24 protein-coding genes are annotated in these 22728 nt (G+C 57.6%); 13 read left to right on the top strand and 11 right to left on the bottom strand.

Features of this window, described 5'->3' with window-relative positions; all coding sequences use genetic code 11:
* Positions 1 to 25 precede the first annotated feature (25 nt).
* From GS605_RS03035 to GS605_RS03045, 3 genes are read right to left on the bottom strand one after another with little or no spacing between them, the layout of a single operon-like run.
* Positions 26 to 481 (bottom strand): hypothetical protein, encoded by a 456-nt coding sequence (locus tag GS605_RS03035; RefSeq protein ID WP_171631377.1) that lies wholly within the window; start codon positions 479 to 481, stop codon positions 26 to 28.
* A complete protein-coding gene (locus GS605_RS03040; RefSeq protein ID WP_171723022.1) occupies positions 474 to 959 on the bottom strand; it encodes a hypothetical protein in 486 nt (161 codons plus the stop codon). The genes GS605_RS03035 and GS605_RS03040 overlap by 8 nt, the downstream gene beginning before the upstream one ends.
* Positions 935 to 1327, bottom strand: coding sequence for a hypothetical protein (locus GS605_RS03045; protein ID WP_171723023.1), 393 nt, complete (start codon positions 1325 to 1327; stop codon positions 935 to 937). The genes GS605_RS03040 and GS605_RS03045 overlap by 25 nt, the downstream gene beginning before the upstream one ends.
* A 446-nt stretch (positions 1328 to 1773) precedes the next feature.
* Between GS605_RS03045 and GS605_RS03050 the strand changes: the two genes are divergently transcribed.
* On the top strand, positions 1774 to 2757 hold the full coding sequence (locus GS605_RS03050) for a fatty acid desaturase (protein ID WP_171723024.1): 984 nt from the start codon (positions 1774 to 1776) through the stop codon (positions 2755 to 2757).
* A 93-nt stretch (positions 2758 to 2850) separates the two neighbouring features.
* Entirely contained in the window at positions 2851 to 3492 is a 642-nt protein-coding gene (locus GS605_RS03055; protein ID WP_171723025.1) for a helix-hairpin-helix domain-containing protein, read from the top strand.
* A gap of 57 nt (positions 3493 to 3549) precedes the next feature.
* Here GS605_RS03055 and serS read toward each other — a convergent pair whose 3' ends face one another.
* Both serS and GS605_RS03065 read right to left on the bottom strand, forming a co-directional pair.
* Entirely contained in the window at positions 3550 to 4842 is a 1293-nt protein-coding gene (gene serS, locus GS605_RS03060) for a serine--tRNA ligase (RefSeq protein WP_171723026.1), read from the bottom strand.
* Between the two features lie 72 nt (positions 4843 to 4914).
* Positions 4915 to 6579 carry a mechanosensitive ion channel family protein gene (locus GS605_RS03065; protein ID WP_171723027.1) on the bottom strand — a complete coding sequence of 555 codons (1665 nt, stop codon included), beginning with the start codon at positions 6577 to 6579 and terminating at the stop codon, positions 4915 to 4917.
* A gap of 201 nt (positions 6580 to 6780) precedes the next feature.
* On the opposite strand from GS605_RS03065, the gene yajC reads away from it, so the two are divergent.
* The 10 genes from yajC to GS605_RS03115 all read left to right on the top strand — a co-directional run bounded on the left by yajC (position 6781) and on the right by GS605_RS03115 (position 13778).
* Entirely contained in the window at positions 6781 to 7068 is a 288-nt protein-coding gene (gene yajC, locus GS605_RS03070; RefSeq protein WP_117868574.1) for a preprotein translocase subunit YajC, read from the top strand.
* A gap of 33 nt (positions 7069 to 7101) precedes the next feature.
* Positions 7102 to 8763 carry a protein translocase subunit SecD gene (secD, locus tag GS605_RS03075; RefSeq protein ID WP_171631395.1) on the top strand — a complete coding sequence of 554 codons (1662 nt, stop codon included), beginning with the start codon at positions 7102 to 7104 and terminating at the stop codon, positions 8761 to 8763.
* Between the two features lies 1 nt (position 8764).
* Positions 8765 to 9733, top strand: coding sequence for a protein translocase subunit SecF (gene secF, locus GS605_RS03080; RefSeq protein ID WP_171723028.1), 969 nt, complete (start codon positions 8765 to 8767; stop codon positions 9731 to 9733).
* The gene (locus tag GS605_RS03085) at positions 9714 to 10478 is read left to right on the top strand and encodes a sulfite exporter TauE/SafE family protein (protein WP_371807725.1); all 765 of its coding nucleotides are present in this window, start codon (positions 9714 to 9716) and stop codon (positions 10476 to 10478) included. Before secF ends, GS605_RS03085 begins: the two co-directional genes overlap by 20 nt.
* A 12-nt stretch (positions 10479 to 10490) precedes the next feature.
* On the top strand, positions 10491 to 10844 hold the full coding sequence (locus tag GS605_RS03090) for an Mth938-like domain-containing protein (RefSeq protein ID WP_171631397.1): 354 nt from the start codon (positions 10491 to 10493) through the stop codon (positions 10842 to 10844).
* 144 nt (positions 10845 to 10988) lie between these two features.
* Positions 10989 to 11603 (top strand): heme ABC exporter ATP-binding protein CcmA, encoded by a 615-nt coding sequence (gene ccmA, locus GS605_RS03095; RefSeq protein WP_171723029.1) that lies wholly within the window; start codon positions 10989 to 10991, stop codon positions 11601 to 11603.
* Positions 11600 to 12256, top strand: coding sequence for a heme exporter protein CcmB (ccmB, locus tag GS605_RS03100; RefSeq protein ID WP_171631417.1), 657 nt, complete (start codon positions 11600 to 11602; stop codon positions 12254 to 12256). The genes ccmA and ccmB overlap by 4 nt, the downstream gene beginning before the upstream one ends.
* Positions 12257 to 12317: 61 nt before the next feature.
* Positions 12318 to 13091 carry a heme ABC transporter permease gene (locus GS605_RS03105; protein ID WP_152458361.1) on the top strand — a complete coding sequence of 258 codons (774 nt, stop codon included), beginning with the start codon at positions 12318 to 12320 and terminating at the stop codon, positions 13089 to 13091.
* Positions 13088 to 13246, top strand: coding sequence for a heme exporter protein CcmD (ccmD, locus tag GS605_RS03110; RefSeq protein ID WP_171723030.1), 159 nt, complete (start codon positions 13088 to 13090; stop codon positions 13244 to 13246). The genes GS605_RS03105 and ccmD overlap by 4 nt, the downstream gene beginning before the upstream one ends.
* Positions 13239 to 13778, top strand: a complete 540-nt coding sequence (locus GS605_RS03115; protein ID WP_171631422.1) for a DsbE family thiol:disulfide interchange protein — start codon at positions 13239 to 13241, stop codon at positions 13776 to 13778. Before ccmD ends, GS605_RS03115 begins: the two co-directional genes overlap by 8 nt.
* Before the next feature lie 29 nt (positions 13779 to 13807).
* On the opposite strand, the gene GS605_RS03120 is transcribed toward GS605_RS03115, so the two are convergent.
* The 3 genes from GS605_RS03120 to acnA all read right to left on the bottom strand — a co-directional run bounded on the left by GS605_RS03120 (position 13808) and on the right by acnA (position 18962).
* Positions 13808 to 14509, bottom strand: a complete 702-nt coding sequence (locus GS605_RS03120; protein WP_171631424.1) for an SDR family NAD(P)-dependent oxidoreductase — start codon at positions 14507 to 14509, stop codon at positions 13808 to 13810.
* A 139-nt stretch (positions 14510 to 14648) separates the two neighbouring features.
* Positions 14649 to 16151, bottom strand: coding sequence for a BCCT family transporter (locus GS605_RS03125; protein WP_171723031.1), 1503 nt, complete (start codon positions 16149 to 16151; stop codon positions 14649 to 14651).
* 120 nt (positions 16152 to 16271) lie between these two features.
* Positions 16272 to 18962 carry an aconitate hydratase AcnA gene (gene acnA / locus GS605_RS03130; RefSeq protein ID WP_171723032.1) on the bottom strand — a complete coding sequence of 897 codons (2691 nt, stop codon included), beginning with the start codon at positions 18960 to 18962 and terminating at the stop codon, positions 16272 to 16274.
* A 224-nt stretch (positions 18963 to 19186) separates the two neighbouring features.
* On the opposite strand from acnA, the gene GS605_RS03135 reads away from it, so the two are divergent.
* The gene (locus GS605_RS03135) at positions 19187 to 19888 is read left to right on the top strand and encodes a thioredoxin family protein (protein ID WP_171723033.1); all 702 of its coding nucleotides are present in this window, start codon (positions 19187 to 19189) and stop codon (positions 19886 to 19888) included.
* Here GS605_RS03135 and GS605_RS03140 read toward each other — a convergent pair whose 3' ends face one another.
* From GS605_RS03140 to GS605_RS03150, 3 genes are all read right to left on the bottom strand, one after another.
* Positions 19889 to 20812, bottom strand: coding sequence for a lysophospholipid acyltransferase family protein (locus tag GS605_RS03140; protein WP_171631433.1), 924 nt, complete (start codon positions 20810 to 20812; stop codon positions 19889 to 19891).
* Between the two features lie 138 nt (positions 20813 to 20950).
* Entirely contained in the window at positions 20951 to 22024 is a 1074-nt protein-coding gene (locus tag GS605_RS03145; protein ID WP_371807734.1) for a flagellar motor switch protein FliG, read from the bottom strand.
* A 96-nt stretch (positions 22025 to 22120) separates the two neighbouring features.
* A complete protein-coding gene (locus GS605_RS03150) occupies positions 22121 to 22663 on the bottom strand; it encodes a tetratricopeptide repeat protein (RefSeq protein ID WP_171723035.1) in 543 nt (180 codons plus the stop codon).
* Positions 22664 to 22728: the final 65 nt, after the last annotated feature.

Below are 22728 nucleotides of genomic sequence, written 5' to 3' on the forward strand. Positions count from 1 at the left end.
GCTTTGATGACACAGGCGGACTGACTCAATCGTGCCCAAGTACGAATGCGCGGTTCGCTTCTGCGGCATTGGCGATACCCTCTGACGTCCCATTGCCCTGTTCAATGGCCGTCGCCAGCTCGGTCGCGGCTGAACCTGTCGTAAAGATCGATGCAATTCGCGTCCGACCTCCGAAAAGACCTTTGGAAGCGTCGGCATTGTCATAGGTCAGGTCAAATGTCGAAACTAAACTGACCGCCTCATCATTGGGTCGTTTGTTTTGATCGCGCGATATGGGCGGAACCAGCGTTGTCACGCGGCGCTGTACACCTGCATTGACCTCGACAGGCAGCGCCTTGGCGGGATCAGAGCGCAAGGCGATGTTCACGCCGCTGCGTTCCCCATAGACCAAACTGCGATCCTGAATCGAGGTGCAGCCGACAAGGCCAAAGCCCCCGATTGCCAGGAGGATGATCCAAGAAAGTCTTGGGTTGTCAGCCATTGCCATTTCCTCCGGTCGATTGGTTGTCATTGCCCTGTTCATTGCCGGTGTCCTTGTCTTTTCCCTCTTTGTCTTCACCGCAGGTGACCAGTCTCGCGGCACCATCGGTTCGGTTTTTTGTTCCAAGCGTCTTTGCAAGTTTGTTTGCGGCGTCTCCGGTGGAAATGACGTCTGAGTATCGGGTCAAGAAAATGCTCTTGGTTTCCATCCGTGTGCAGCCGAATACGGCCATAGCCTCGCGATCTGTGCGCGATGTGCCGTCGGGACCGACCTTGCCTGGTTCAATCACGGGAACCACGGCAGCGAAATCTCTGTCATAACCGATCACAACCTGGCCTTGCTGCCGATTGGCGCTGACGGCGGCATTGATACCGACAACTGTATCATGCGCGACATAAAGCGTATCGCCACATCCCCAAACACTGCTTAACCCAAACAAAATAAATAATTTTTTCACGTCCCTGTCTCCTTCGTGCACAGAGTGTCATCCTGTTGATCAACGCTGGTTGCCGACAGGTCAGTCAGATCCAGATGCAGGCTGCGGGAGATTTCGGCGCCCTGTGGCACATCCACCAGAACAGCGGCCTGATGGCGGCCAAGGGTCAGGCCGCTCCATCTGCGGCCAAGGGCGATCTCCAGCCCTGTCGTGTCTGTCACGGATGCTGCAAGAGTTTGGTTTTTGATCAGTGCCTGACGGTCTGTCAGCCTTGCCGGGCCATCTTCGCAATTTCCGGCAAAAACCAGAACCTCGTGATAGATGCCCAAGCTGAAGATTGCCGTGCCGCGCATCGTAGCAACATGCAGCCCGCGACCGCGCAGCTCGTGCACAATTGCATTGCCAGTCACGATGGCGGCTGAAGATGAGGTGCCGAAACCGTTATAAGAGCACCCAGCAAGCGAGGCGCAGAACAATGGCGCCAATGGCAATATATTTCTCGAATAAGTCAATCAACATGCCTTAAAACACTGCTTCTTACTCTTACTGGAAGTTTCCCAAGCGTCAACTCAAAGGGAGGTTTTCGAATACTGCTGAAGCGTTCCGCGACATTGCGGGGCTGTTTTCCCGGGCGCTTCCCACTTGCCAGGGCGCGTTATTCGGCGCTGGTGATCGTCACGCAAGCGCGTAACTGCGCCAATTTTCAGCGTTTTCGCTCTGAGGGCGTGACAGCCCCTGTTCTGCGCGCTAGCATTCACGTGTGTGCATCTGTCAGCACATGCATTGCCTGCACGCGGTCAAGCCGCGCCTGGATTTTTAACAGATTAAAACAGGGCCATCGTGGGGAGCGGACTGGATGGATCTGAGGGAATACACAAGACACTACGCAGTTCAGGACAACAGATTGGCTGCACTGAGCTATTTTGGCACGTTCGCGGTGTATTTCGCATCGCTGTCTCTGGCGATCGTGTTCGTGGACCGCTGGTACATCATGATCCCGGCCGGGATCGTCTTCGCCTTTTCGGCGGTACGCCTTTATGTGCTGCAACATGATTGCGGGCACCATTCGCTGTTTGAAACGCGAATGCAGAACGAATGGGCAGGGCATGGTCTTTCGCCATTCACCTTTGCACCGTTCGAGGTGATGAAACAGAACCACAATCTGCACCACGCGGGGATCGGAAACCTCGAGCATCGTGAGACCGGTGAAATTCACACGATGACATTGCGGGAATGGCAGGACGCGGACTGGAAAACCCGTTTGTTTTACAGGTTGTATCGAAACCCTTTCATCCTGGTGCCGGTCGGTGCGCTGTTCACATATTTCATTCGCTATCGCTGGCCCAAGAACACTGTTCGTTTCGGTGTCGCAGGCGTCTTGCTGCACAATGCATCGATCATCGTATTTTTGGGCCTGTTGTACCTGGTGGCGGGCTTGACCGGTATTCTGGTCTGGCTGGTGTTTTCGTTTCTGGGCGGAATGCTGGGTGTGTTTCTCGTGTATCTGCAACACAATTTTGAAGATACCTATTGGGATCGCCGTCCTGACCTGAACCCGCAGACCGCAGCGTTGCATGGATCTTCCGCACTGGATTTCGGATGGTGGTTCGATACCGCCGTCGCCTGTATCACGTTACATGACATCCACCATTACAACGCGCGTATCCCATCGTACCGGTTGCGGGCCTGCCACTATAATCTGCCGCCTGATTTCACGCCTCGTCGGATCAAGTTCCCCGAGGCTGTAGCGGCTTTGAACCTCAAGCTTTGGGATGAGGATGCGAAACGCCTCGTGCCATTCCCGAAAAATGACCGAACCGCTGGGCTGGCGCATAGCTGATCCATTGGTTCCGAGAAGGCAAGTGCTGAACTTGCGGATATGCATATCCAGTGTATATGCGATGAGGCAGGGAGATGGAGAAAGGACCTTTGGATGACTGTAGTGACCGACGTAAAAGGTGTGGGAGAGGCGCTGAAAAAAGCCCTTGCAGCCAATGGCTTTAAGACCGCGGAAGCGATAGCGAAGGCGTCACCCGCAGATCTGGTCAAGGTTCCTCGGGTCGGTGAGAGCCGCGCCGCCGTATTGATCGAAGCCGCAAAAGCGGCAATAGCCGCAACGCTTGCCGCCGGTAAGTCTGGCGCGCGCAAGGCGCCGGCACGAAAGCCAGCGGCACGGAAACCAGCAACCGCAAAACCAGCCGCCCGAAAGCCGGCGACACGAAAAGCCGCCCCGCGCAAGACCGTGGCCGCTGTAGCGGCAGAAAAACGGGCGGAAGAAGCTGCACGCAAAGCGGCAGAAGAACAAGCGGCGGCCGAAAAAGCCGAAGCCGCAGCCAAGAAAAAGGCCAAGGCCAAGGCGAAAGCTGAAAAAGCCGCCAAGAAACGCAAAGAAATGGAAGCCGCGTTTTCCAAGGCCAAGGATAAGGTGAAAGCAAAGTCCAAGAAGGACAAAAAATCGAAAAAGGACGAAAAGAAAAAAGACGCCAAGAAGGGCAAAAAAGACGCCGAGAAAGGCAAGAAAAAAAGTGACAAGAAGAAAGATAGCAAGAAGGACAAGAAAAAGGCGAAGAAGTAAATTCCTTCGCCCCGTCTTGCATTGTGAACCGGCGCCTCATGGTGCCGGTTTCGTTTTTCAGGCTAGTGTGCCGTCCAGTTGCAGGGTCAGTTTGCCGCCCAGATAGGGGCTTAGGACTTCGGGCAGGGTCACGGTGCCGTCCGCGTTCTGGCCATTTTCCAGCACGGCAATCAGGCAACGCCCAACAGCCAAACCTGAACCGTTCAGCGTATGGACGTATTCCGGCTTGCCGCCACCTTCGGGGCGGAACCTAGCGTTCATGCGGCGGGCCTGGAAATCACCGCATGTCGAAACCGAGCTGATTTCGCGATAGGTGTCCTGACCGGGTAACCAGGCCTCGATATCATAGGTGCGGCGGGCGCCAAAGCCCATGTCACCGGTACACAGGATGACAGTGCGGTAAGGAATGCCCAGCTTTTCCAGAATGCCCTCGGCGCAGCGCAGCATGCGCTTTTGTTCTTCATCCGATTTGTCCGGATGCGTGATCGAAACCATCTCGACCTTTTCGAACTGGTGCTGCCGCAACATCCCGCGGGTGTCTTTGCCCGCGGATCCGGCCTCGGACCGGAAGCACAGGGAATGCGCGGTGTAGCGTCGGGGCAGATAGCTTTCCTCGATCAAGCTGTCGTTTACGATATTGGTCAGCGACACTTCGGAGGTCGGGATAAGCCACCAGCCTTCGCGGGTCTGATAGCTGTCTTCGCCAAATTTCGGCAATTGGCCGGTGCCCTGCATCATCTCGGACAGAACCAGAACCGGGCCATTCACCTCGGTCAGCCCGTTTTCGGTGATATGCGTATCCAGCATGAACTGCGCCAAAGCGCGATGAATACGGGCGACGCCACCGGACAGCAGCACAAATCGCGAACCCGAGAGTTTGGCTGCGGTTTCGAAATCCATGCCTTGCTGAACGGCTTCGATCTCGAAGTGTTCCTTGGGCGCAAAACCCAGCTCAAACGGTGTGCCCCAGCGGCTGATCTCGACATTGTCGTTTTCATCCACGCCATCCGGCACATCCTCGGCGGGCAGATTTGCGATCCGGATCAACTGATCCGTCAGCAGGGCATCCAGATCCTTGGCCTCGGTCTGCATCCGCGCGATTTCGGCTTTTTTCTCGGCAACCAGCGCGCGCAGGCGTTCGAATTCGGCTTCGTCGCCTCGAGCTTTGGCAGCCCCGACTTCCTTGGACGCCTTGTTCTGTTCGGCTTGCGCTGTTTCGGCCGCCAGAATCTTGGCGCGGCGGCTTTCGTCCAGCCTGAGCACATCTGACGACACCGGCGCGTCCCCACGGCGCGCTAAAGCGGCGTCGAAAGCGGCAGGGTTTTCGCGAATGGCGCGGATGTCGTGCATGTCTCAGATCCTTGAATGCGTGAATCACTGAAACCGCTTATGCACCATCTGTGGGGCAGGGTGTAGCGCCGGTTACGACTTATCCGCTTCCTCGTGCGATTCATGTGCCAGATGACCATCCCATTCATTCGCCGGGATTTTTGGTTCTGGCGGATCAGCCATGTAAGATGGCGTCATGATCTGCACTTTGTTCTCGTTGAAAACGGCGACAATATTGCGATGCAGGTCCGAGCGGATTTTGGGAATGATGCTGCCGCGGGTGGTGTAACCGTTGATCTGATAATTGATGGCGTAGTCGGCCAGCGCTGTCCACAGTACGAAAGGTTCAGGTTTGGCCTTGATGCCCTTGGTGCGGTTGGCCGCCTCGATCAGCATTGCTTCGACCTTTTCGGGCGGTTCTTCATATCCGATGCCAACCGTCGTGTGCAGCAGCAACCCACTGCCATCGGTTTTCTTCGAGAAATTCACAACGTCCGAATTCATCAATTGAGCGTTCGGGATCGAAATCAGCTCGTTCTTGATGGATTTCAGATGCGTCTCCATCAGTTTGATCTGAACCACGTCGCCAATATGGTCCCCGATCTGAATGCGGTCGCCAATTGACGTGGAGCGGCGATAGATCACGAAAAGCCCCGCCAGCATGTTGGACACGACCGAGTTGGCACCCAGCGACAGCATGGCGCCGACCAGAATGGTCAGACCCTGGAAGGCGGCCGAATCCGAACCGGGAATGTAGGGAACGGCAAAGACGAGCGCGATCAGAATCACGATAACCCGAGCGATGTTGAACGTCGGATTGACCCAGTGTTTTTCAAAATCGCCCATTTCGAACGAACCGGCTTCGACCGCGTCGAAGAACACGCGCATGCCCTTGATTATGTACAACGTGACCCATGCGATCAGGCTGAGCATAATCAGGTTTGGGATATAGCTGAGTATTCCCTTGAATATCAGCAGTACCGGTTCTGTCAGATAGGTCAGCAGCAGTTGCGCGAAATAGCGTGTTTCCGCAAAGGCCAGTAGAACGAAGGACAGGTAGTAGTAGAAGCCGAGAAAGAAGATGACCAACAGGGCAAAATTCAGCCCGTATCGGATCAGGGCGGCGATTGCTTCGGCCTGAACGCTTTTGGCCGTCGCCGTTTCGACATCCTTCAAATAACGCTTTACTAGTTTCAGAGTGCGCCGCCTGATCCGCCGGTGAAGCCAAAGGATAACCAGCACGAAGACGACAAAGCCTAAGGTCCATCCAGCGGCCTCAATCGCTCCGGATACCCGGGCTTGATCTGTACGGTTGGAGCGGTAGGCAAGGATGGCCTCTTCGATGGCCTGACCATGCAGTAAGCCGAGGACGTCCAGCTCCATCTGATCCAGTTCGGCGTCTGCAAGCGTCACGATCGATACGATTTCACCGTCGGCGCGAATGCGTATGCCTAGGTCGGTTTCTTCAAAGGTGATGTCGACGGTGGGGCTTTCAGAGGCTTCGGCCACCTCAATAATCTTGTTCTGCACGCTTTCGGCACGTTCCGGCGCGGGCAGAGCGCTGGAGCCGCGCAGGAAGAACAACATGTCGCCGTCCACGATGACGGGCGCCTTGAAACTTTCGGTTTCTTCCGCCTCGGGTTCGGTGGCTTCGGCAGGCAATTCCTGGGCCTTCACCGGCGCGGCCAGACACAGGATCAAGCTCAGCAAGGACAGCAAAAGCGTCAACGATTGGAATGGTTTGTATCTAGCTCTCATTGCCCCCCCTGATGTTCGACTATAGCCAATTTGAAATACCTGCATAGGACATATCTGCAACGATTTACCGGTTCGTGTGGCACCTTTCTCAGGTTGCGGCCGATCACATGACCACCTTTGCTTGCAAACACGCATTTCAAAGCATAGGTTCCGGCAAAATTTGCGGAACGGTGCCGCAAGATCTGAACAAAGGAATATCCCATGGAAGGTGGCGCAATCGCCCAGTTTCTCCCGCTGATCCTGATCTTTGCGATCATGTATTTCCTGCTGATCCGTCCGCAGCAGAAGAAAATGAAGGAACATCAGGCCATGGTCGATGCCGTGCGTCGGGGGGATCAGGTTGTCACCCAGGGCGGGCTGATCGGCAAAGTGTCGAAGGTCAAGGAAGGCGATAACGAGATCGAAGTCGAGATCGCCGAAGGTGTCAAAGTGCGTGTGGTCAAATCGACCATCGCCCAGGTTCTGAACAAAACCGAACCCGCGAAATAACACCACCTTACAAATCCTTGAAAAGGCAGGGTAATGCTGCACATTGATACCTGGAAGCGGGTTCTGATCTGGCTGGTCTGCGTGACTGGCCTGATCATGGCCCTGCCAAATGCGTTTTACACACGGGTCGAGCAATCAAACGACGCCAAAGCCGCGATCGAGCTGGGCGTGGATACGCCCGAGTTGCAGGTCGAGGCGGGGCAATGGCCGAACTGGCTGCCCTCGTCGCTGGTCAATCTGGGCCTTGACCTGCGCGGCGGTGCACATCTGTTGGCCGAAGTTCAGGTGCAGGACGTCTACGAATCCCGGATGGAGGCGATGTGGCCAGATATCCGTGACGCCCTGCGCGATGAGCGCTCGACCGTCGGGACGGTCCGCCGTCAGGAATCGGCCCCAGATGAGATTCGCGTGCGCATCAGCCAGCCTGAGGGCATGGCGCGGGCACTGGAGGTCGTGCGCGGTCTTGCCCGTCAAGTGCAGACCCTGACCGGTGTCGGGGCAACGGATATCGAGGCACGTGCCGAAGGCGACACGATTGTCGTTCAGTTGTCCGAGGCAGAAAAACTGGCCTCAGACGACCGCACAGTGCGTCAATCGTTGGAAATCATCCGCCGCCGGATCGACGAAGTGGGCACCCGAGAGCCGACCATTCAGCGTCAGGGTGCCGATCGTATCCTGATTCAGGTGCCTGGCATCGGCAGCGCGGGTGAGTTGAAAGAGATCATCGGCACGACGGCGCAACTGACCTTTAACCCGGTCGCCGGACGCGGCACCAATCCGGATGCCGTTGCAGGCATCGGCGAAGAAATTGTGCCGTCGATTGACGAAAGCGGTGTTTACTACACCATTGAATCCGCTCCGGTCGTTACCGGAGAGGAACTGGTCGATGCGCAGCCCGCATTCGACCAAAACGGTCGCCCTGCGGTCAATTTCCGGTTCAACACGTCTGGTGCGCGCAAATTCGGGGATTATACCCGCGACAATATCGGAGCCCCCTTTGCCATCGTTCTGGACGACGAGGTAATTTCGGCCCCCGTGATCCAAAGTCATATTCCGGGCGGTTCAGGCATCATCACCGGCAACTTTACGGTTGAGGAAAGCACCAATCTGGCCGTCCTGCTGCGAGCGGGCGCACTGCCTGCCGGCCTGGAATTCCTCGAAGAACGTACCATCGGACCCGAGTTGGGGCAGGACAGTATCGACGCGGGCAAAGTCGCCACAATCGTGGCCTTTGTGGCAGTACTGGTTTTCATGGCGCTCAGCTATGGTCTGTTCGGGATCTTCGCCAACATCGCGCTGATCATCAATGTGGGCCTGTTGTTCGGTCTGCTGTCCATGATCGGAGCAACCTTGACCCTGCCGGGTATCGCGGGGATCGTATTGACTGTCGGTATGGCGGTGGACGCCAACGTGCTGATCTTTGAACGTATCCGCGAGGAATTGAAATCCGCCAAAGGTCCGGCGCGCGCAATCGAACTGGGCTATGAAAAGGCGCTGTCTGCCATTCTGGATGCGAACGTGACCACATTCATCACCGCCGTGATCCTGTTTGCCATGGGCAGTGGCCCGGTGCGCGGCTTTGCAATCACTCTGGGCCTCGGCATTCTGACCTCGGTCTTCACCGCGATCTTCGTGACGCGCCTGATGGTCGTGATGTGGTTCGAACGCCGCCGTCCGAAAACGATCGAGGTTTGACATGAGACTGAAACTCGTACCCCAGAACACCTCGTTCGATTTCTTCAACCGCTGGAAGGTCTGGTTGGGCATTTCCGGCCTGATGATGGTGATTGCCTTCACCTCGTTCATGCTGCAAGGGCTGAATTTCGGTATTGATTTCCGCGGTGGCACGACGATCCGGACGCAAAGCGCGGTCGAGATCGATGTGGGCACATACCGAGATGCCATCGCCCCGCTGGAACTGGGCGATGTGACCATCACCGAGATTTTCGATCCAACCTTTGCGGATGACGAAAACGTTGCGATGATCCGCATCCAAGCGCAGGAAGATGCCGAGGCTGTCGAAGCAGCGACCATCACCGCCGTCGAGGACGCGTTGCAGCAGGAAATACCTGATATTCAGTTCGTCTCCGTAGAATCCGTCGGCCCCAAGGTCTCGGGCGAGTTGATCCAGACCGCCGTCATCGCGGTGGCTTTGGCGATTGGCGCGGTGCTTGTCTATATCTGGCTACGGTTCGAATGGCAGTTTGCGTTGGGGGCCGTGGCGGCACTGGTTCACGATGTGATCCTGACCATCGGCATCTTCTCGGAACTGCAAATCCGGTTTGATCTGGCCATTATCGCGGCCCTTCTGACCATCGTCGGTTATTCGCTGAACGATACCGTGGTCGTTTTCGACCGGGTGCGTGAAAATCTGCGGAAGTACAAAAAGAAAGACCTCAAAGAGGTGCTGAACATTTCGATCAACGAGACCCTCAGCCGGACGGTGATGACCTCGGTCACGACGTTGCTGGCGTTGATCTCACTTTATGTTCTGGGCGGCGATGTGATCCGCGGCTTCGTGTTCGCGATGATCTGGGGCGTGATCGTGGGCACTTATTCATCGGTCTTCGTCGCTTCGACCATCCTGTTGTGGCTGGGGGTCAAGCGCGACTGGTCCAAGCCGTCCAACACGGCGGGCAACCAGTTTGCCAATATCGATGCCTGAGGCGTTGCAACAGGCCTTGTCCCTGCCGGGGCTGGGTTGGTTGGTTCTTACCATCGGAGCCGCGGGACTTGTCCGCGGCTTCACTGGTTTTGGCACCGCGATGATCTTTGTTCCGGTGGCCACTCAATTTCTGCCGATTGCCGATGTCGTCTTTCTGATGGCAGCCACCGGGATCGTATCGACCTTTGCGCTGGCGCCGCAGGCATGGCGTGAATGCGACAAGACCGAAATCAGCACTTTGGGCGTTGCAGCGGCATTGACCGTGCCGCTTGGCCTTTGGGTCATGGCACAGGCCGACACGGTCGTTCTGCGCTGGATTGCCTGCGGTATCACCGGCGTGACCCTGTTGGCGATCGTCACTGGCTGGCGCTGGCAGGGACGGCTGGGTGTGCCCGGACGGATGGCCATCGGAGGCAGCGCAGGCGTGATCGGTGGCATGACCGGACTGACCGGCCCGGTCGTTATCGTATTCTATCTGGCCAGCTCTTCAGATGTGCGCAAGATTCGTGCCAACACGATCATCTTTCTGGCTTTGCTGGACGTGGCCATCGTCTTCAGCATCCTGATCGGAGGCGCTGCGGATCTGTCGATCCTTTGGATTGTCCTGCTGCTGGGCTTGCCCTATCTGACCACGACACTGATCGGCAAGGCTCTGTTCGATCCAAAGCTCGAACGGATCTATCGCACTGCGGCTTATTCGGTCATTCTGATAGCAGTCGTGTCCGGTTTGCCGATCCTGGATTGAAGGAGGGAAGGAATGCGCCTCAACCAAGTTACGTTTTCGGATGCCAAGCCGGTTGATGGCTACGGCCCCGGTTTTTTCCGCATTGGCGGTGATGTGTTCGAAGGCGCAGTTCTGACCGGCCCCGCAGGACCTGCCATCTGGGGCGGTTATGAAGATGCGCAACCACTTCTGGAACTGGCTGATGAAATTGACGTTCTGCTTGTCGGCACTGGCAAAGACATGGCCCACATTCCCCAGTCTTTGCGCACCCGGTTGGAGAGTGCCGGTGTCGGCGTCGAAATCATGAATTCTCCGGCTGCGTGCCGCACCTACAATGTCTTGCTCTCAGAAGGTCGCCGAATAGCGCTTGCTCTGATCCCGGTCTGACGGGATCCCTTCATCTGGCCGAAAATATCCCGGGGTGTGTGAGGGGCCGGCCCCTCACTCGGACCTCTTTGCTCAAAGCTCCCACAGCCGAACTGCGGCAAATCCCACCTTTTGCCTCTGATGACATTCCGATAAGCGGGTCTCATGACTCTGATTGTAACCGACCTGTCGATCACCCGTGGTGGCATTCCCGTCCTGGAACATCTCAGCTTTCAGCTGCCTCCGGGCAAAGCGCTGATTCTGCGTGGGCCGAACGGGATCGGCAAAACGACCCTTCTGCGCACATTGGCCGGGTTGCAGCCGCCGCTGAAGGGTCAGATCCAGGGCGCGGAAGACCAGATTGCATATGCGTCCCATTCGGACGGGCTGAAACCGACGCTGACTGTATCCGAGAACCTGACGTTCTGGGCTTCTGTCTTTGGCACCAACGGCATCCAGACGGCGCTGGACGCGTTCCAGTTGAACGAGCTGTCGGATCGCCATGCGGGGTACCTGTCGGCCGGTCAGAAACGGCGGCTGGGGCTGGCACGCATGCTGGTCACCGGGCGGCCGATCTGGATGCTGGACGAGCCGACCGTTTCGCTGGACAGAAATGCGGTGCAAATGTTCGCCGATGCAGTCCGCGCGCATCTGGGGCAGGGTGGGTCAGCCCTGATCGCGACCCATATCGACCTTGGTCTGGATGGCGAGGTTCTGGACGTCGGCCCGAACAAGGCCAAACCCAAACCCATTGACGATTTCGACGGAGGTTTCCTGTGATCGCCCTTCTGCTGCGCGACCTGAAACTGGCCTTCCGAGCGGGTGGCGGGTTTGGTTTGGGATTGGCCTTTTTCCTGATCGTGACCGTGATGGTGCCGTTTGCAGTGGGGCCACAATCGTCACTGCTGACCACCATCGCGCCGGGTGTGCTCTGGCTGGGGGCGTTGCTGGCCTGCCTGCTGTCTCTTGACCGTCTTCTGGCGCTGGACTGGGAGGACGGATCGCTGGACCTGCTGGCAACGGCGCCGCTGCCGCTGGAATCAGTCGTGACCATTAAGGCGCTGGCCCACTGGCTGACCACAGGCCTGCCTTTGGTTCTGGCCGCACCTTTTCTGGGGGTCCTGCTGAACCTGCCTGCGCAGGGGTTCTTCTGGCTTGTCATCTCGCTGCTGATCGGCACCCCGGCCATGAGCGTGATCGGAACATTCGGTGCTGCCCTGACCGTCGGTCTCAAGCGCGGCGGGTTGCTGTTGTCGCTCTTGGTGCTGCCGCTTTACGTCCCCACCCTGATTTTCGGGGCCGAGGTCGCCCGGCGTGGGGCAACGGGGATGGACGTGCAGACGTCTTTGTTGATGCTGGCGGGGATCACGGCGGCCACCATCGCGTTGTTGCCCTTTGCCAGCGCGGCTGTGTTACGTATCAATCTGCGGTGAACCGCCCCAACTTTGACTGATGTCAATTGAGAATACCCCCAACTCGGACTAGATAGGGCCCATGTCGATAGCAGCCAAAGCCAATGCCCTCTGGGAATACGCCAACCCGCGCAAGTTTCTTGCGACCAGTGAACGTGTCCTGCCGTTTTTCTGGATCGTCTCGATCTTCTGCATCGTCGTCGGGCTGGTCTGGGGGTTCTTCTTCACGCCGGACGACTATAAACAAGGGTCGACGGTCAAGATCATCTATCTGCACGTCCCGGCGGCACTGATGGCGATCAATTGCTGGCTGATGATGTTGGCAACTTCTCTGGTCTGGCTGGTTCGACGTCATCATGTCAGCGCGCTGGCGGCACGGGCGGCTGCGCCGATCGGGATCGTGATGACCTTGATTGCGTTGCTGACCGGGGCGATCTGGGGACAGCCCATGTGGGGCACCTGGTGGGCGTGGGATCCGCGTCTGACGTCGTTTCTGATCCTGTTCCTGTTCTATCTTGGCTATGTCGCATTGTGGGAAGCCATCGAGGATCCGGACACTGCGGCGGACCTGACCTCGGTTCTGTGTCTGGTCGGATCCGTGTTCGCGCTGCTCAGCCGATATGCGGTCAACTTCTGGAACCAGGGCTTGCATCAGGGCGCATCGGTCATGCGCGCGGCAGCCGTGACCGGGGCCGATACGGAAGAGAAAGTCAGCAATATCTACTTCTATCCGCTGTTGCTGTGCATCATCGGATTTGTACTGCTGTTCATCGCTTTGGTGCTGTACCGCACCGGAACTGAAATCCGCGCGCGGCGCATCAAGGCGTTGCAGGCGCGTGAAAGGGTGGGTGGATGATCCCCGATCTTGGAAAATATGCTGACGCGGTTTTGTCGTCTTATGCCGTGTCCATCATACTGCTGGTGGCATTGATCGTGTTCAGCGTGATGCGAGGGCGCAAGGTACGCACTGAAATGGAAAAGATCGAACAAAGGATTTCGCGAGATGGCTAAGATATCGCCCCTGATGATCGCGCCGCCTTTGATTTTTGGCGCTTTCGCCGTGTTGGCCGGGATCGGTATGTTCCGTGAAGACCCCAATGCGTTGCCCTCTGCCCGCGAAGGCCAACCGGCTCCGCCCGTGGTTCTGAGCGAGTTCCCGGAAAAGAAGCTGTTTGATGATGCCACGCTGCGGGATGGAGAGGTCAAGCTGGTAAACTACTGGGCCAGCTGGTGCGCGCCATGCCGTGCCGAGCATCCCAATCTGGAGGCTCTGGCCGCCGAAGGCATCCCGGTCTATGGCGTCAACTACAAAGACCAGTTGGACAACGCCCAAGCGTTTTTGACCGAGCTTGGCGATCCCTACGCCGCGATTGGACGTGATGAGAAAGGTCGCATGGCATTGGATTGGGGCCTTTACGGCGTTCCCGAAACCTATGTGGTTGATGGCGACGGCACGATCATTTTGCGCTTTGCCGGCCCGATTACGCAGCGGGTGATTGAAAACACTCTGCGTCCGGCGTTGGAAAAGGCTGCGGGCGGTTGAGCAATTTGGAAAACGAGGTTTAAGCCGCCTTACAAGCGATAGCCTCCGGTCACGCCCAGGACCTCTCCGGTTACGAATCCCGCCGCGTCCGAGGTCAGAAACCGAACGACCCTGGCGATGTCTTCCGGAGTTCCGATCCGGCCCAGCGCCGTTTCCCTGACGAATAGCGATGTCAGATCGTCAGGGCGGGGGGCTTCGGGGATGTTGATGGCACCCGGTGCAACCGCGTTGACGCGGATTCCGTCCGGGCCAAGCTCTTTTGCCATGGCGCGCGTCCAGAGGTTCAGCGCGGCTTTGCTTGCCCCGTAGGTCGCGGCGTCCCGCGGTGGCAATGTTGCGTTCATCGATGAGATGCTGACGATCGAAGCGCCGCGTTTCAGATGCGGCAATGCCGCAGCAAGCAACGCGGCGGGGGCCAGCACGTTGAGGTCAAGAATGGCGCGATGGTCCGCGGCCTGAAACTGTTGTTTCGGAGTGGAGCGAACAAGACCGGCATTGTTTACGATCACGTCCAGTCGCCCGAAGTGATCAATGACCTTTTCGACCACCCGGGTGGGTTGGTTGTCTTTTGTAAGGTCAGACTGAATCGTCAGAACGTCGCCTTTCAGCAATTCTGAATCGGGGTGGCTGGCCAACCAAGTGAAGGCGACACGGTGATCACCGCGCAGGTCTTCGACTATTGCCCGCCCAATTCCACGGGCACCACCGGTTATCAGTGCTACTTTTTCCATGAACTCAGATGACCGGCAAAGCGCCCGGGATTCAACGTTGATTTTTGCGCTGCCGGAATGCGGTCACTTGCGCAGCAATATCCAGAGCATTGCCGCGATGAACGCGAAGGTGACAAGGTTCATCAATGTGTCCGTAAGATCACCGATCAGCATTGCGTTGGCCCTCTTCTCTTAGCCCGCGGAACAGGCAAACCATCAGCAGGACCGAAATGAAGACAAAGGGCAATGCGCCAAGCGAGATGAGGATCTTCACCGAGTCCACGGATCCCGAAAGGATCATTGCAACGCTCAGCAGTCCCAGCAATCCCCCCCAGATCAGACGCACACGCGGCGGTGGGTTCTCGTCCCCGCCCGTCGAGAAGGTGCCCAGAACAAAGGCTGCGCTTACGACGCTGGTCACGATGAACAGAAAGGCGGCCAGTACCGTTGCAAGCGTGGTGATCACGGAAAGTGGAAGTCGGTCGAGCAGGGCGAAGGTCACGCGTTCGATATTTGTCTGCGTATAGGCCAGCAGTTCGCCCGCACCATTAAGTGCCTCGAACAGGCCAATGCCACCAAAGGCACCGAACCAGAGGATTGAAAACAGCGTGGGGGCGAACAGGACGCCGATCACGAATTCCCGTATCGTGCGACCGCGAGAGATACGCGCGACAAAGACGCCCACGAACGGGCCCCAGGCAATCCACCAGACCATGTAGGTAAGGGTCCAGTCGCTGAACCATCTGGTGACGTCATCGCCGAAGAACGTAAAGGTCTGAAATCCCCTGGGAATGACATTGGTGACATAGTCGCCGAACCCCTGAACGACGGTATTCAGAAGGTATTCGGTGGGGCCAAGGACCACCGTGTAGGCAACAAGGCCGATTGCGATAAGCATGGCGGCATTGGACAGGCGCGCCATGCCTTGGCCCAGATCGATCATGAGTGCCGGGATATACGCAGCAACCATTGCCAGAAACACGACACCAATCAAAAGGGCGCCGACCGTTTCCCGACCGCCCAGCACTGCGATGCCGTCTGCCACCTGAAACACGCCCATGGCCATGGAGCCGCCGACACCAATGGATATGGCGATGATCGCCATGAAGTCCGAAAGCCACCCGACACGTTCAGCCCAGCGTTTGTCGGGAAACAGGTTTTTGATCGGCGCACTGACCATCATCCCCGTACCGCGCCGAAAGCTGAAATAGGCAATGGTCAGCGCGGTGGAGCCATAAATCGCCCAGGCATGCAGCCCCCAATGGAAATTTGTCGCCAGCATCGCCTGCTGCGCCGCGATGAAATCCGGCGCCATGCCGGAGATGAAGTTGAAATGGGTCAGCGGTTCCGCCACCGCCCAAAACAACAGGCCGACGCCCATACCGGCGGAGAACAGCATTGAAATCCATGTGGCGGTGGAAAACTCTGGCTCCTCGTCATCCCGGCCAAGGCGAATATTTCCATGGGGTGAAAACGCCAGAAACAGGCATCCGATCAACATACCCGAAGCGGCGAGCATCACGAACCAGCCGCGGCTGTGGAAGGTCTGCTGGACGATGCCGCTTGCCCAGGTCACCAGACTTTGAATGTCCACGACACCCCATATCCCGATCACGGCAATTACGCTGAGCGAACATACCAGCAGGGCGTTGGGTTTCTTCATGGCGAATGGTTTTCCGTTGACGACCTTGCCCAACAGTTTCAGGTTTTCGAATAAATGACCAGAAAACAAAAAAACCCCCGGCGGGTGGCCGGGGGTTTGAATTGCACGCTTTGGTATCGGTTATGATGCCTTCGCAAGATTGCGCAGGACGTAATGCAACACGCCACCGTTTTCGATGTATTCAATCTCGGGCGCGGTATCGATACGGCATTTCAGGGTGATGGTCTTTTCGGTTCCATCGCCATAAACGATGGTGCACGGGACTTCCTGTAGCGGCTCGATCGTATCCAGCCCGTGAATCGAAACGGTTTCATCCCCTTTCAGCCCCAGGGTTTTGCGGGTGTCGCCACCTGTAAACTCGAACGGAATGACCCCCATGCCAACAAGGTTTGAACGGTGGATACGCTCAAAGCTCTCGGCGATAACGGCCTTGACGCCCAGCAGCGCCGTGCCCTTGGCCGCCCAGTCGCGGCTTGAGCCCGCGCCATATTGCTCGCCACCGAATACCACCAGCGGGGTGCTGTTCGCCTGATAGGCCATCGAGGCGTCATAAATTGACGTCTGTTCACCGTCCGGGCCTTTGGTGTAACCGCCTTCGACGCCGTCCAGCATCTCGTTCTTGATGCGGATGTTGGCGAAAGTTCCGCGCATCATCACCTCGTGGTTGCCGCGGCGTGAACCATATGAATTGAATTCACGCGGCTGAACCTGACGTTCGATCAGGTACTGGCCTGCGGGCGAGGTCGTTGCGAATGACCCAGCAGGTGAGATGTGGTCGGTCGTGACCATGTCACCCAGAATGGCCAGAACCTTGGCGCCTTCGATGTTGGAAATCGTGCCCGGTTCGGGGCCCATGCCCTGGAAATAGGGCGGGTTCTGGATATAGGTCGATGTCGGCGGCCAGTCATAGGTTTCCGCATCGGTGGTTTCGACCGACTGCCATTTCTCGTCCCCTTTGAAGACGTCGGCGTATTTCGACTGGAACGCTTCGCGCGTGACAGTCTGTTCGACCAGTTCCGCGACCTCCTGCTGCGTTGGCCAGAGGTCTTTCATATAGACGTCGTTGCCGTCCTTGTCCTGACCGATCGGTTCGGATGTCAGGTCAATGTCCATGGTGCCTGCCAGGGCGTACACGACGACCAGAGGCGGTGAAGCCAGATAGTTTGCGCGCACGTCGGGCGAGATGCGGCCTTCGAAGTTGCGGTTGCCGGACAAGACCGAAGTGGCGACCAGATCGCCTTCCGCAATGGCCTCCGAGATTTCTTTCTGAATCGGCCCCGAGTTGCCGATACATGTGGTGCAGCCGTATCCGACGAGGTTGAAGCCGATCTTGTCCAGATCCTCCTGAAGGCCCGCGGCCTCGAGATAAGCGGACACAACCTGCGACCCCGGTGCCAGTGAGGTTTTGACCCAAGGCTTGCGATCCAGCCCCAGCGCGGCTGCCTTACGCGCCACGAGGCCCGCTCCGATCATCACGTAAGGGTTCGACGTGTTGGTGCAGGACGTGATCGAGGCGATCACGACCTTGCCCGATTCCATGCCATAGTTTTCGCCTTTGACCTCGACCTGTTTGCCCATCGGGCGATTGAAGGTCTCGGCCATTTCCTTGGCGAATGCGGCCTTGGCGTCAGTCAGCGCAACATAATCCTGCGGGCGTTTGGGCCCCGAGATTGCCGGAACAATCGTGCCCATATCCAGGGTCAGGGTGTCGGTGTAGATCGGCGCATAGTTTTCATCGCGCCAGAAACCGTTTTCCTTGGCGTAGGCTTCAACCAGCGCGATGCGATCCTCGTCGCGGCCGGTGTTGCGCATGTAGCGCAGCGTTTCGCCGTCAATCGGGAAAAAGCCGCATGTCGCGCCGTATTCCGGGGCCATGTTGGCGATGGTCGCACGGTCGGCCAGCGGCAGACGATCCAGGCCTTCGCCGTAGAATTCGACGAACTTGCCGACAACGCCTTTTTCGCGCAGCATTTCCACGACCTTCAGAACCAGGTCGGTGCCGGTGGTGCCTTCGACCAGATCACCGGTCAGCTCAAAGCCCACGACCTCGGGGATCAGCATCGAGATCGGTTGACCCAGCATCGCGGCCTCGGCCTCGATCCCGCCGACACCCCAGCCCAGCACGGCCATGCCGTTGACCATGGTGGTGTGACTGTCGGTGCCGACCAGCGTATCGGGATAGGCGACTTCTTCACCGTTCTGGTCGGTGTCGGTCCAGACGGTCTGGGCCAAATATTCAAGGTTCACCTGGTGGCAGATGCCGGTGCCGGGGGGGACAACGCGGAAGTTGTTGAATGCACCCTGACCCCATTTCAGGAACTGGTACCGTTCCATGTTGCGTTCGTATTCACGGTCCACATTCATCTGGAACGCGCGCGGGTTGCCGAATTCGTCGATCATCACCGAATGGTCGATGACCAGATCGACAGGGTTCAGCGGGTTGATCTTTTGCGCGTCGCCGCCCAACGCCTTGATGCCGTCCCGCATCGCGGCCAGATCCACCACGGCGGGAACGCCGGTGAAATCCTGCATCAGTACCCGGGCAGGGCGATAGGCGATTTCACGAGGGTTTTTGCCACCGTTGGCGCCCCATTCGGCAAAAGCCTTGATGTCATCGACCGAGACCGAAAACCCGTCATCCTCGAACCGCAACATGTTTTCCAGAACCACCTTGAGTGCGGCAGGCAGTTTCGAGAAATCGCCCAGACCGGCCTCTTGCGCGGCAGGGATCGAATAATAGGAAATGGATTTACCATTCACGCTCAGACTGCGGCGCGTTTTGGCGTTATCCTGTCCGACTTTGATGGGCATCTGTGGCCTCCCTCTCAAATGACTTGGATATTGGGATTTGCTGAGTGTTATCTGCATCACCAAGCCCCCGTGTTCAAGGCTGAACACGCGCCGAGAGGGAAATTTGTATACTATTGTACACCTTTTCGCGGAGGGAATGCGTCAAAGCCTCAAGAAACCTTGATTGGCTGTTGAGTGTCAAAGCAGCTATCCCTGAGATCCAACCGCTCAACCCGAGAGTTCTCATGTTCAGATCCATTGCCTTGACCACCGTGTTTTCCTGCCTTGTGGCGGTACAGGTCGCGGCCGAGGAAGACCCGGTTGTGGTTGAGCTGTTCACGTCTCAGGGGTGTTCATCCTGCCCGCCGGCAGATCGGATCATGCAGGATCTGGCCAAGCGCGACGACGTCATAGGGCTGGCTTTGCATGTCGATTACTGGGACTATATCGGGTGGAAGGACGAATACGCAGACCCCGATCATACGCTCCGGCAGCGGGCTTATGCCCGCGAGGGGGGGCGTTCCATGATCTACACCCCGCAGATGGTGATCAACGGGCAGCACGACATCGTCGGAGCGCAATCCCGTGAACTTGATCGATTGATCGAAGCGCATCTGAAAGCAGCGCCCGAAGCGCTTGTGACGGCCGTGCGCTCAGCCGATGAAGTGACAGTGGATGTGACGCCCGTCGAGTTGCCGAAAGGCGATACCTATGACGTGCATGTGGTTCAGTATTCGCCCATGCGGCACGCTTCGATCCGTCGTGGAGAGCTGGCCGGGCACGAGCTGGACTATGCCAATGTAGTTGAGGCCTGGCAGATTGCAGGGCAGTGGGATGGAACTGCGCCGCAATCATTCACGGTTCAGCTTGGTTTGGACCTGCCGGCTGTCGTTCTGGTTCAAAGGGCCGGGGAAGGGCCGATTGTTGCCGCCACCCGGGTCAGGTGATCAGGGCATCTCTTCCGGCTTGATGCCCAACCCGTTCCAGTGTTTCCAGCGGCGGTGAATCCAGAACCATTGCCCCATATGCTGCCGCACCATCTTTTCCAGATCGTCATTGGTGAACTGGGTCATGGTTTTTGGGTCGGTGTGCGGAACCGGTTCGTGCAGAACGATCTCAAAATCAAGACCGTTGGGCTGACGTACCGCGTAACACGGAATCAGCTCGGCATTGTACTTGATGGCCAACTCGGCGTTCAGCACGGATGTCACTGCGGGTTTACCGAAAAACATCAATTCTTCACCGCCCATTGCGTGAAGATCTGAAACGATGGCAATGATCCCACCCTTTTTCAACGAGCGCACCATCTCGACCATACCGCGCCGCCCCTGTTCGAACATCGGGGCGCCTGTCTTGTAGAAAGCTTCGACATAAGCGTCGTTGAAATACGGGTTGGCCATCCGCCGATACAGGCAGCCGATGGGCTGACCGCTGTATGTCTGCAAGGCGATGCGCGCTGCAAGGTAGTGACCGAAATGCGCCGTAATCATCATGACCGGACGCCCCTCGGCAACAGCCGCGTCAAATGCAGCGATACCTGGCCCAGAAATCTTGGCCTTGCTCTGCCGTTCGATAAAGTCTTCCGGAGAAAAATGTTCCATGATCGCACGACCGGCATTGTCCGGCACATCGCGGCAGATCTGCCTGACTTCGGCTTCAGGCAAGTCCGGGCAAGTCAGCTTCAGATTCCGACGGACACGTTTGCGAAACCCGACAACAGGTGCCAGAAACCGCACGATAGCCCCCATCGTTGCAATACGCCGCTCATAGGGAAGCATGCGCATAACGCGGATGACCCCCTGAAGAAACAGGTTGGCGACATAGTATTTCCCAAGCTCAAACCGGCTGAGCTCCGACTTTTCAACGGGCATGGAGGTGTCTCACCGCGTGTTGCGAATTGCTGAGAAAGACATACAGCCCGATGCCAGCAAGCTCAAGCGCTCAGACGGGCGGAAAACCTGAACCCGCAGCAGGTGGCCGGATCGCGCAATACCCGCGGGTTCGCGGGGTCAGGCTGCATCTTCCTCGTCATCGTTTTCGATCAGAACAATGGAACCGGCATCGACCAGAACGCGAATGGCGGCCACCACCTGTGTCATGGCATCTTCGGCTTCCGATTGTTTGACGCGCCCACGTTCGGCCATTTCCTCGCGCAGATTGTCGGCCATGCGGGACGAAATGTTTGACAGAATGAATTCAACGGATGCCTTGTCATCATCCGCGGCGGCACCTGCCAGTGCGGTGACAAGAACCGGCTGTTCCACTTCACGCAGGATGGCGGGAACATCGCGGGCCGTGATACGGCTTGGGATATGGGCAAAGGTAAAGATCGACTGGCGTACCAGATCCGCAAATTCGGCGTCGTCCTCGTCCAATGCGTTCAACAAGTCATCGCGTGTCGCGGCCGCCGACTGGTTCAGGATCGCGCCCACGCGTGCGCCCGGACCATTGTCGAAAGCCTGAGCAGGCCGCTGATCCAGTTGCGCGGCCAGCGACCAGCCAATACGTTCAACCGCTTCGGGGGTGACATTTGTTGTTTTCGAGATGGCATAGGTAATGCGCCGCGCAACCGGGCCCGGCATATGGGCCAGCATCTGCGCCGCCTGTGCGGTATCCATCTTTGAAAGCATGACAGCCGCCACCTCGGTGCTTTCCGCCTGAGCCATTTTGGCAAGATCCTCAACGGGTACGTCACGCAGGCGTTGCCATGGGTCGCCGATCTGGCGCACCCCGGCTAGCTTGCGCAGGCGCGCGGCCGTCGATGGTGCGATCTTTCCGTTCACCGCATCCAATGCACCTGCAAGCCCATGTGGAAAAGCCAGCCCGACATTGTCCAGAGCGTCGCTGAATTCCCGGGCCACTGCGCCCAGGGTTACACGATCCACAAGGCCCATTTGCCCAAGTTGATGGGTCAATGTCTCTTGCAGGTCGTCAGGCAGTTCCTCAAGTGGAATATCGGCGCCCTCGTTCAACAGAAGGCGCACGACAACGGCCGCTTTTTGCTGACCGGTCAACGTGCGCGGAACAACTTGCGGCGCGTGTTCATCCCCCGCGGCAATTGGGGCAGACCCCCCATTTGCCATTTGTATCAAAGCGTTTGTGTCCTGCATCTGCCCGTAGTGCCAAATTTTCCGAACCACGGGCAGATTAACGGGAGTCGGGTTAAATAACCCTGAAGCTCAGTAGCTGTAGGTAAACCCTGTCCGGATAGCCTCGCGCAGAGACGTCTCGGCCCAGGTCCCTTCGCCGCCGCGGGCTTTGATCTCACGCCATTGCTCGATTGCCAGATCGGTTTTTCCTTCGGTTACAAAGCCTTGCGCCATGTAGCTGCGCGCCAGAAGATTGTCGGGATTGGCATTGATGGCATTCTGGTAAAAGACGTTCGCCAGCTCCAGCTCGCCCATCTTGCGGTAGGTAAAGCCCCAATAGGTCAGCACACGGTCGTCGTCCTGATCCATGATCCGCAGGATATCCTGCGCGTGCCCGTATTGCCCGTCATAGGCCAGTTCGCGGACGGCGTCGTAAAGCTGATCTTCCGACAGGTTGGTTTTGTTGGGTTTGACACACCGGCCTCTGGCTTCGTCATAGACCCGACCGAACAAACATTTCTTGGTCGTATTCGTCGGTTTCGGCGGGCTGCTGCTGTCGCCGCCTGCGGCGTGGACCACCGGGGCAAAGGCGAAGGCCTGCAAAGCGAGGGCTGAAGCTAACAAAAGGCGCATATTCTTACTCCGTTCTCGGGGCTGCTCACAAAATCATAGTGCGATCTACAAAAAAGCTAACAGTG

It is taken from the genome of Ruegeria sp. HKCCD7559, assembly GCF_013110575.1.
Lineage (GTDB): Bacteria > Pseudomonadota > Alphaproteobacteria > Rhodobacterales > Rhodobacteraceae > Ruegeria.

What these genes read in the sequence shown, in the direction of transcription:
- GS605_RS03090 (WP_171631397.1), top strand. Translation starts at nt 10,491, where the DNA reads ATGCGCCTCAACCAAGTTACGTTTTCGGATGCCAAGCCGGTTGATGGC.
- secD (WP_171631395.1), top strand. Translation starts at nt 7,102, where the DNA reads ATGCTGCACATTGATACCTGGAAGCGGGTTCTGATCTGGCTGGTCTGC.
- serS (WP_171723026.1), bottom strand. Translation starts at nt 4,842, where the DNA reads ATGCACGACATCCGCGCCATTCGCGAAAACCCTGCCGCTTTCGACGCC.
- GS605_RS03105 (WP_152458361.1), top strand. Translation starts at nt 12,318, where the DNA reads ATGTCGATAGCAGCCAAAGCCAATGCCCTCTGGGAATACGCCAACCCG.
- GS605_RS03065 (WP_171723027.1), bottom strand. Translation starts at nt 6,579, where the DNA reads ATGAGAGCTAGATACAAACCATTCCAATCGTTGACGCTTTTGCTGTCC.
- GS605_RS03050 (WP_171723024.1), top strand. Translation starts at nt 1,774, where the DNA reads ATGGATCTGAGGGAATACACAAGACACTACGCAGTTCAGGACAACAGA.
- GS605_RS03125 (WP_171723031.1), bottom strand. Translation starts at nt 16,151, where the DNA reads ATGAAGAAACCCAACGCCCTGCTGGTATGTTCGCTCAGCGTAATTGCC.
- ccmA (WP_171723029.1), top strand. Translation starts at nt 10,989, where the DNA reads ATGACTCTGATTGTAACCGACCTGTCGATCACCCGTGGTGGCATTCCC.
- yajC (WP_117868574.1), top strand. Translation starts at nt 6,781, where the DNA reads ATGGAAGGTGGCGCAATCGCCCAGTTTCTCCCGCTGATCCTGATCTTT.
- GS605_RS03135 (WP_171723033.1), top strand. Translation starts at nt 19,187, where the DNA reads ATGTTCAGATCCATTGCCTTGACCACCGTGTTTTCCTGCCTTGTGGCG.
- acnA (WP_171723032.1), bottom strand. Translation starts at nt 18,962, where the DNA reads ATGCCCATCAAAGTCGGACAGGATAACGCCAAAACGCGCCGCAGTCTG.
- ccmD (WP_171723030.1), top strand. Translation starts at nt 13,088, where the DNA reads ATGATCCCCGATCTTGGAAAATATGCTGACGCGGTTTTGTCGTCTTAT.
- GS605_RS03120 (WP_171631424.1), bottom strand. Translation starts at nt 14,509, where the DNA reads ATGGAAAAAGTAGCACTGATAACCGGTGGTGCCCGTGGAATTGGGCGG.
- GS605_RS03035 (WP_171631377.1), bottom strand. Translation starts at nt 481, where the DNA reads ATGGCTGACAACCCAAGACTTTCTTGGATCATCCTCCTGGCAATCGGG.
- secF (WP_171723028.1), top strand. Translation starts at nt 8,765, where the DNA reads ATGAGACTGAAACTCGTACCCCAGAACACCTCGTTCGATTTCTTCAAC.
- GS605_RS03150 (WP_171723035.1), bottom strand. Translation starts at nt 22,663, where the DNA reads ATGCGCCTTTTGTTAGCTTCAGCCCTCGCTTTGCAGGCCTTCGCCTTT.
- GS605_RS03145 (WP_371807734.1), bottom strand. Translation starts at nt 22,024, where the DNA reads ATGGCAAATGGGGGGTCTGCCCCAATTGCCGCGGGGGATGAACACGCG.
- GS605_RS03115 (WP_171631422.1), top strand. Translation starts at nt 13,239, where the DNA reads ATGGCTAAGATATCGCCCCTGATGATCGCGCCGCCTTTGATTTTTGGC.
- GS605_RS03140 (WP_171631433.1), bottom strand. Translation starts at nt 20,812, where the DNA reads ATGCCCGTTGAAAAGTCGGAGCTCAGCCGGTTTGAGCTTGGGAAATAC.
- GS605_RS03055 (WP_171723025.1), top strand. Translation starts at nt 2,851, where the DNA reads ATGACTGTAGTGACCGACGTAAAAGGTGTGGGAGAGGCGCTGAAAAAA.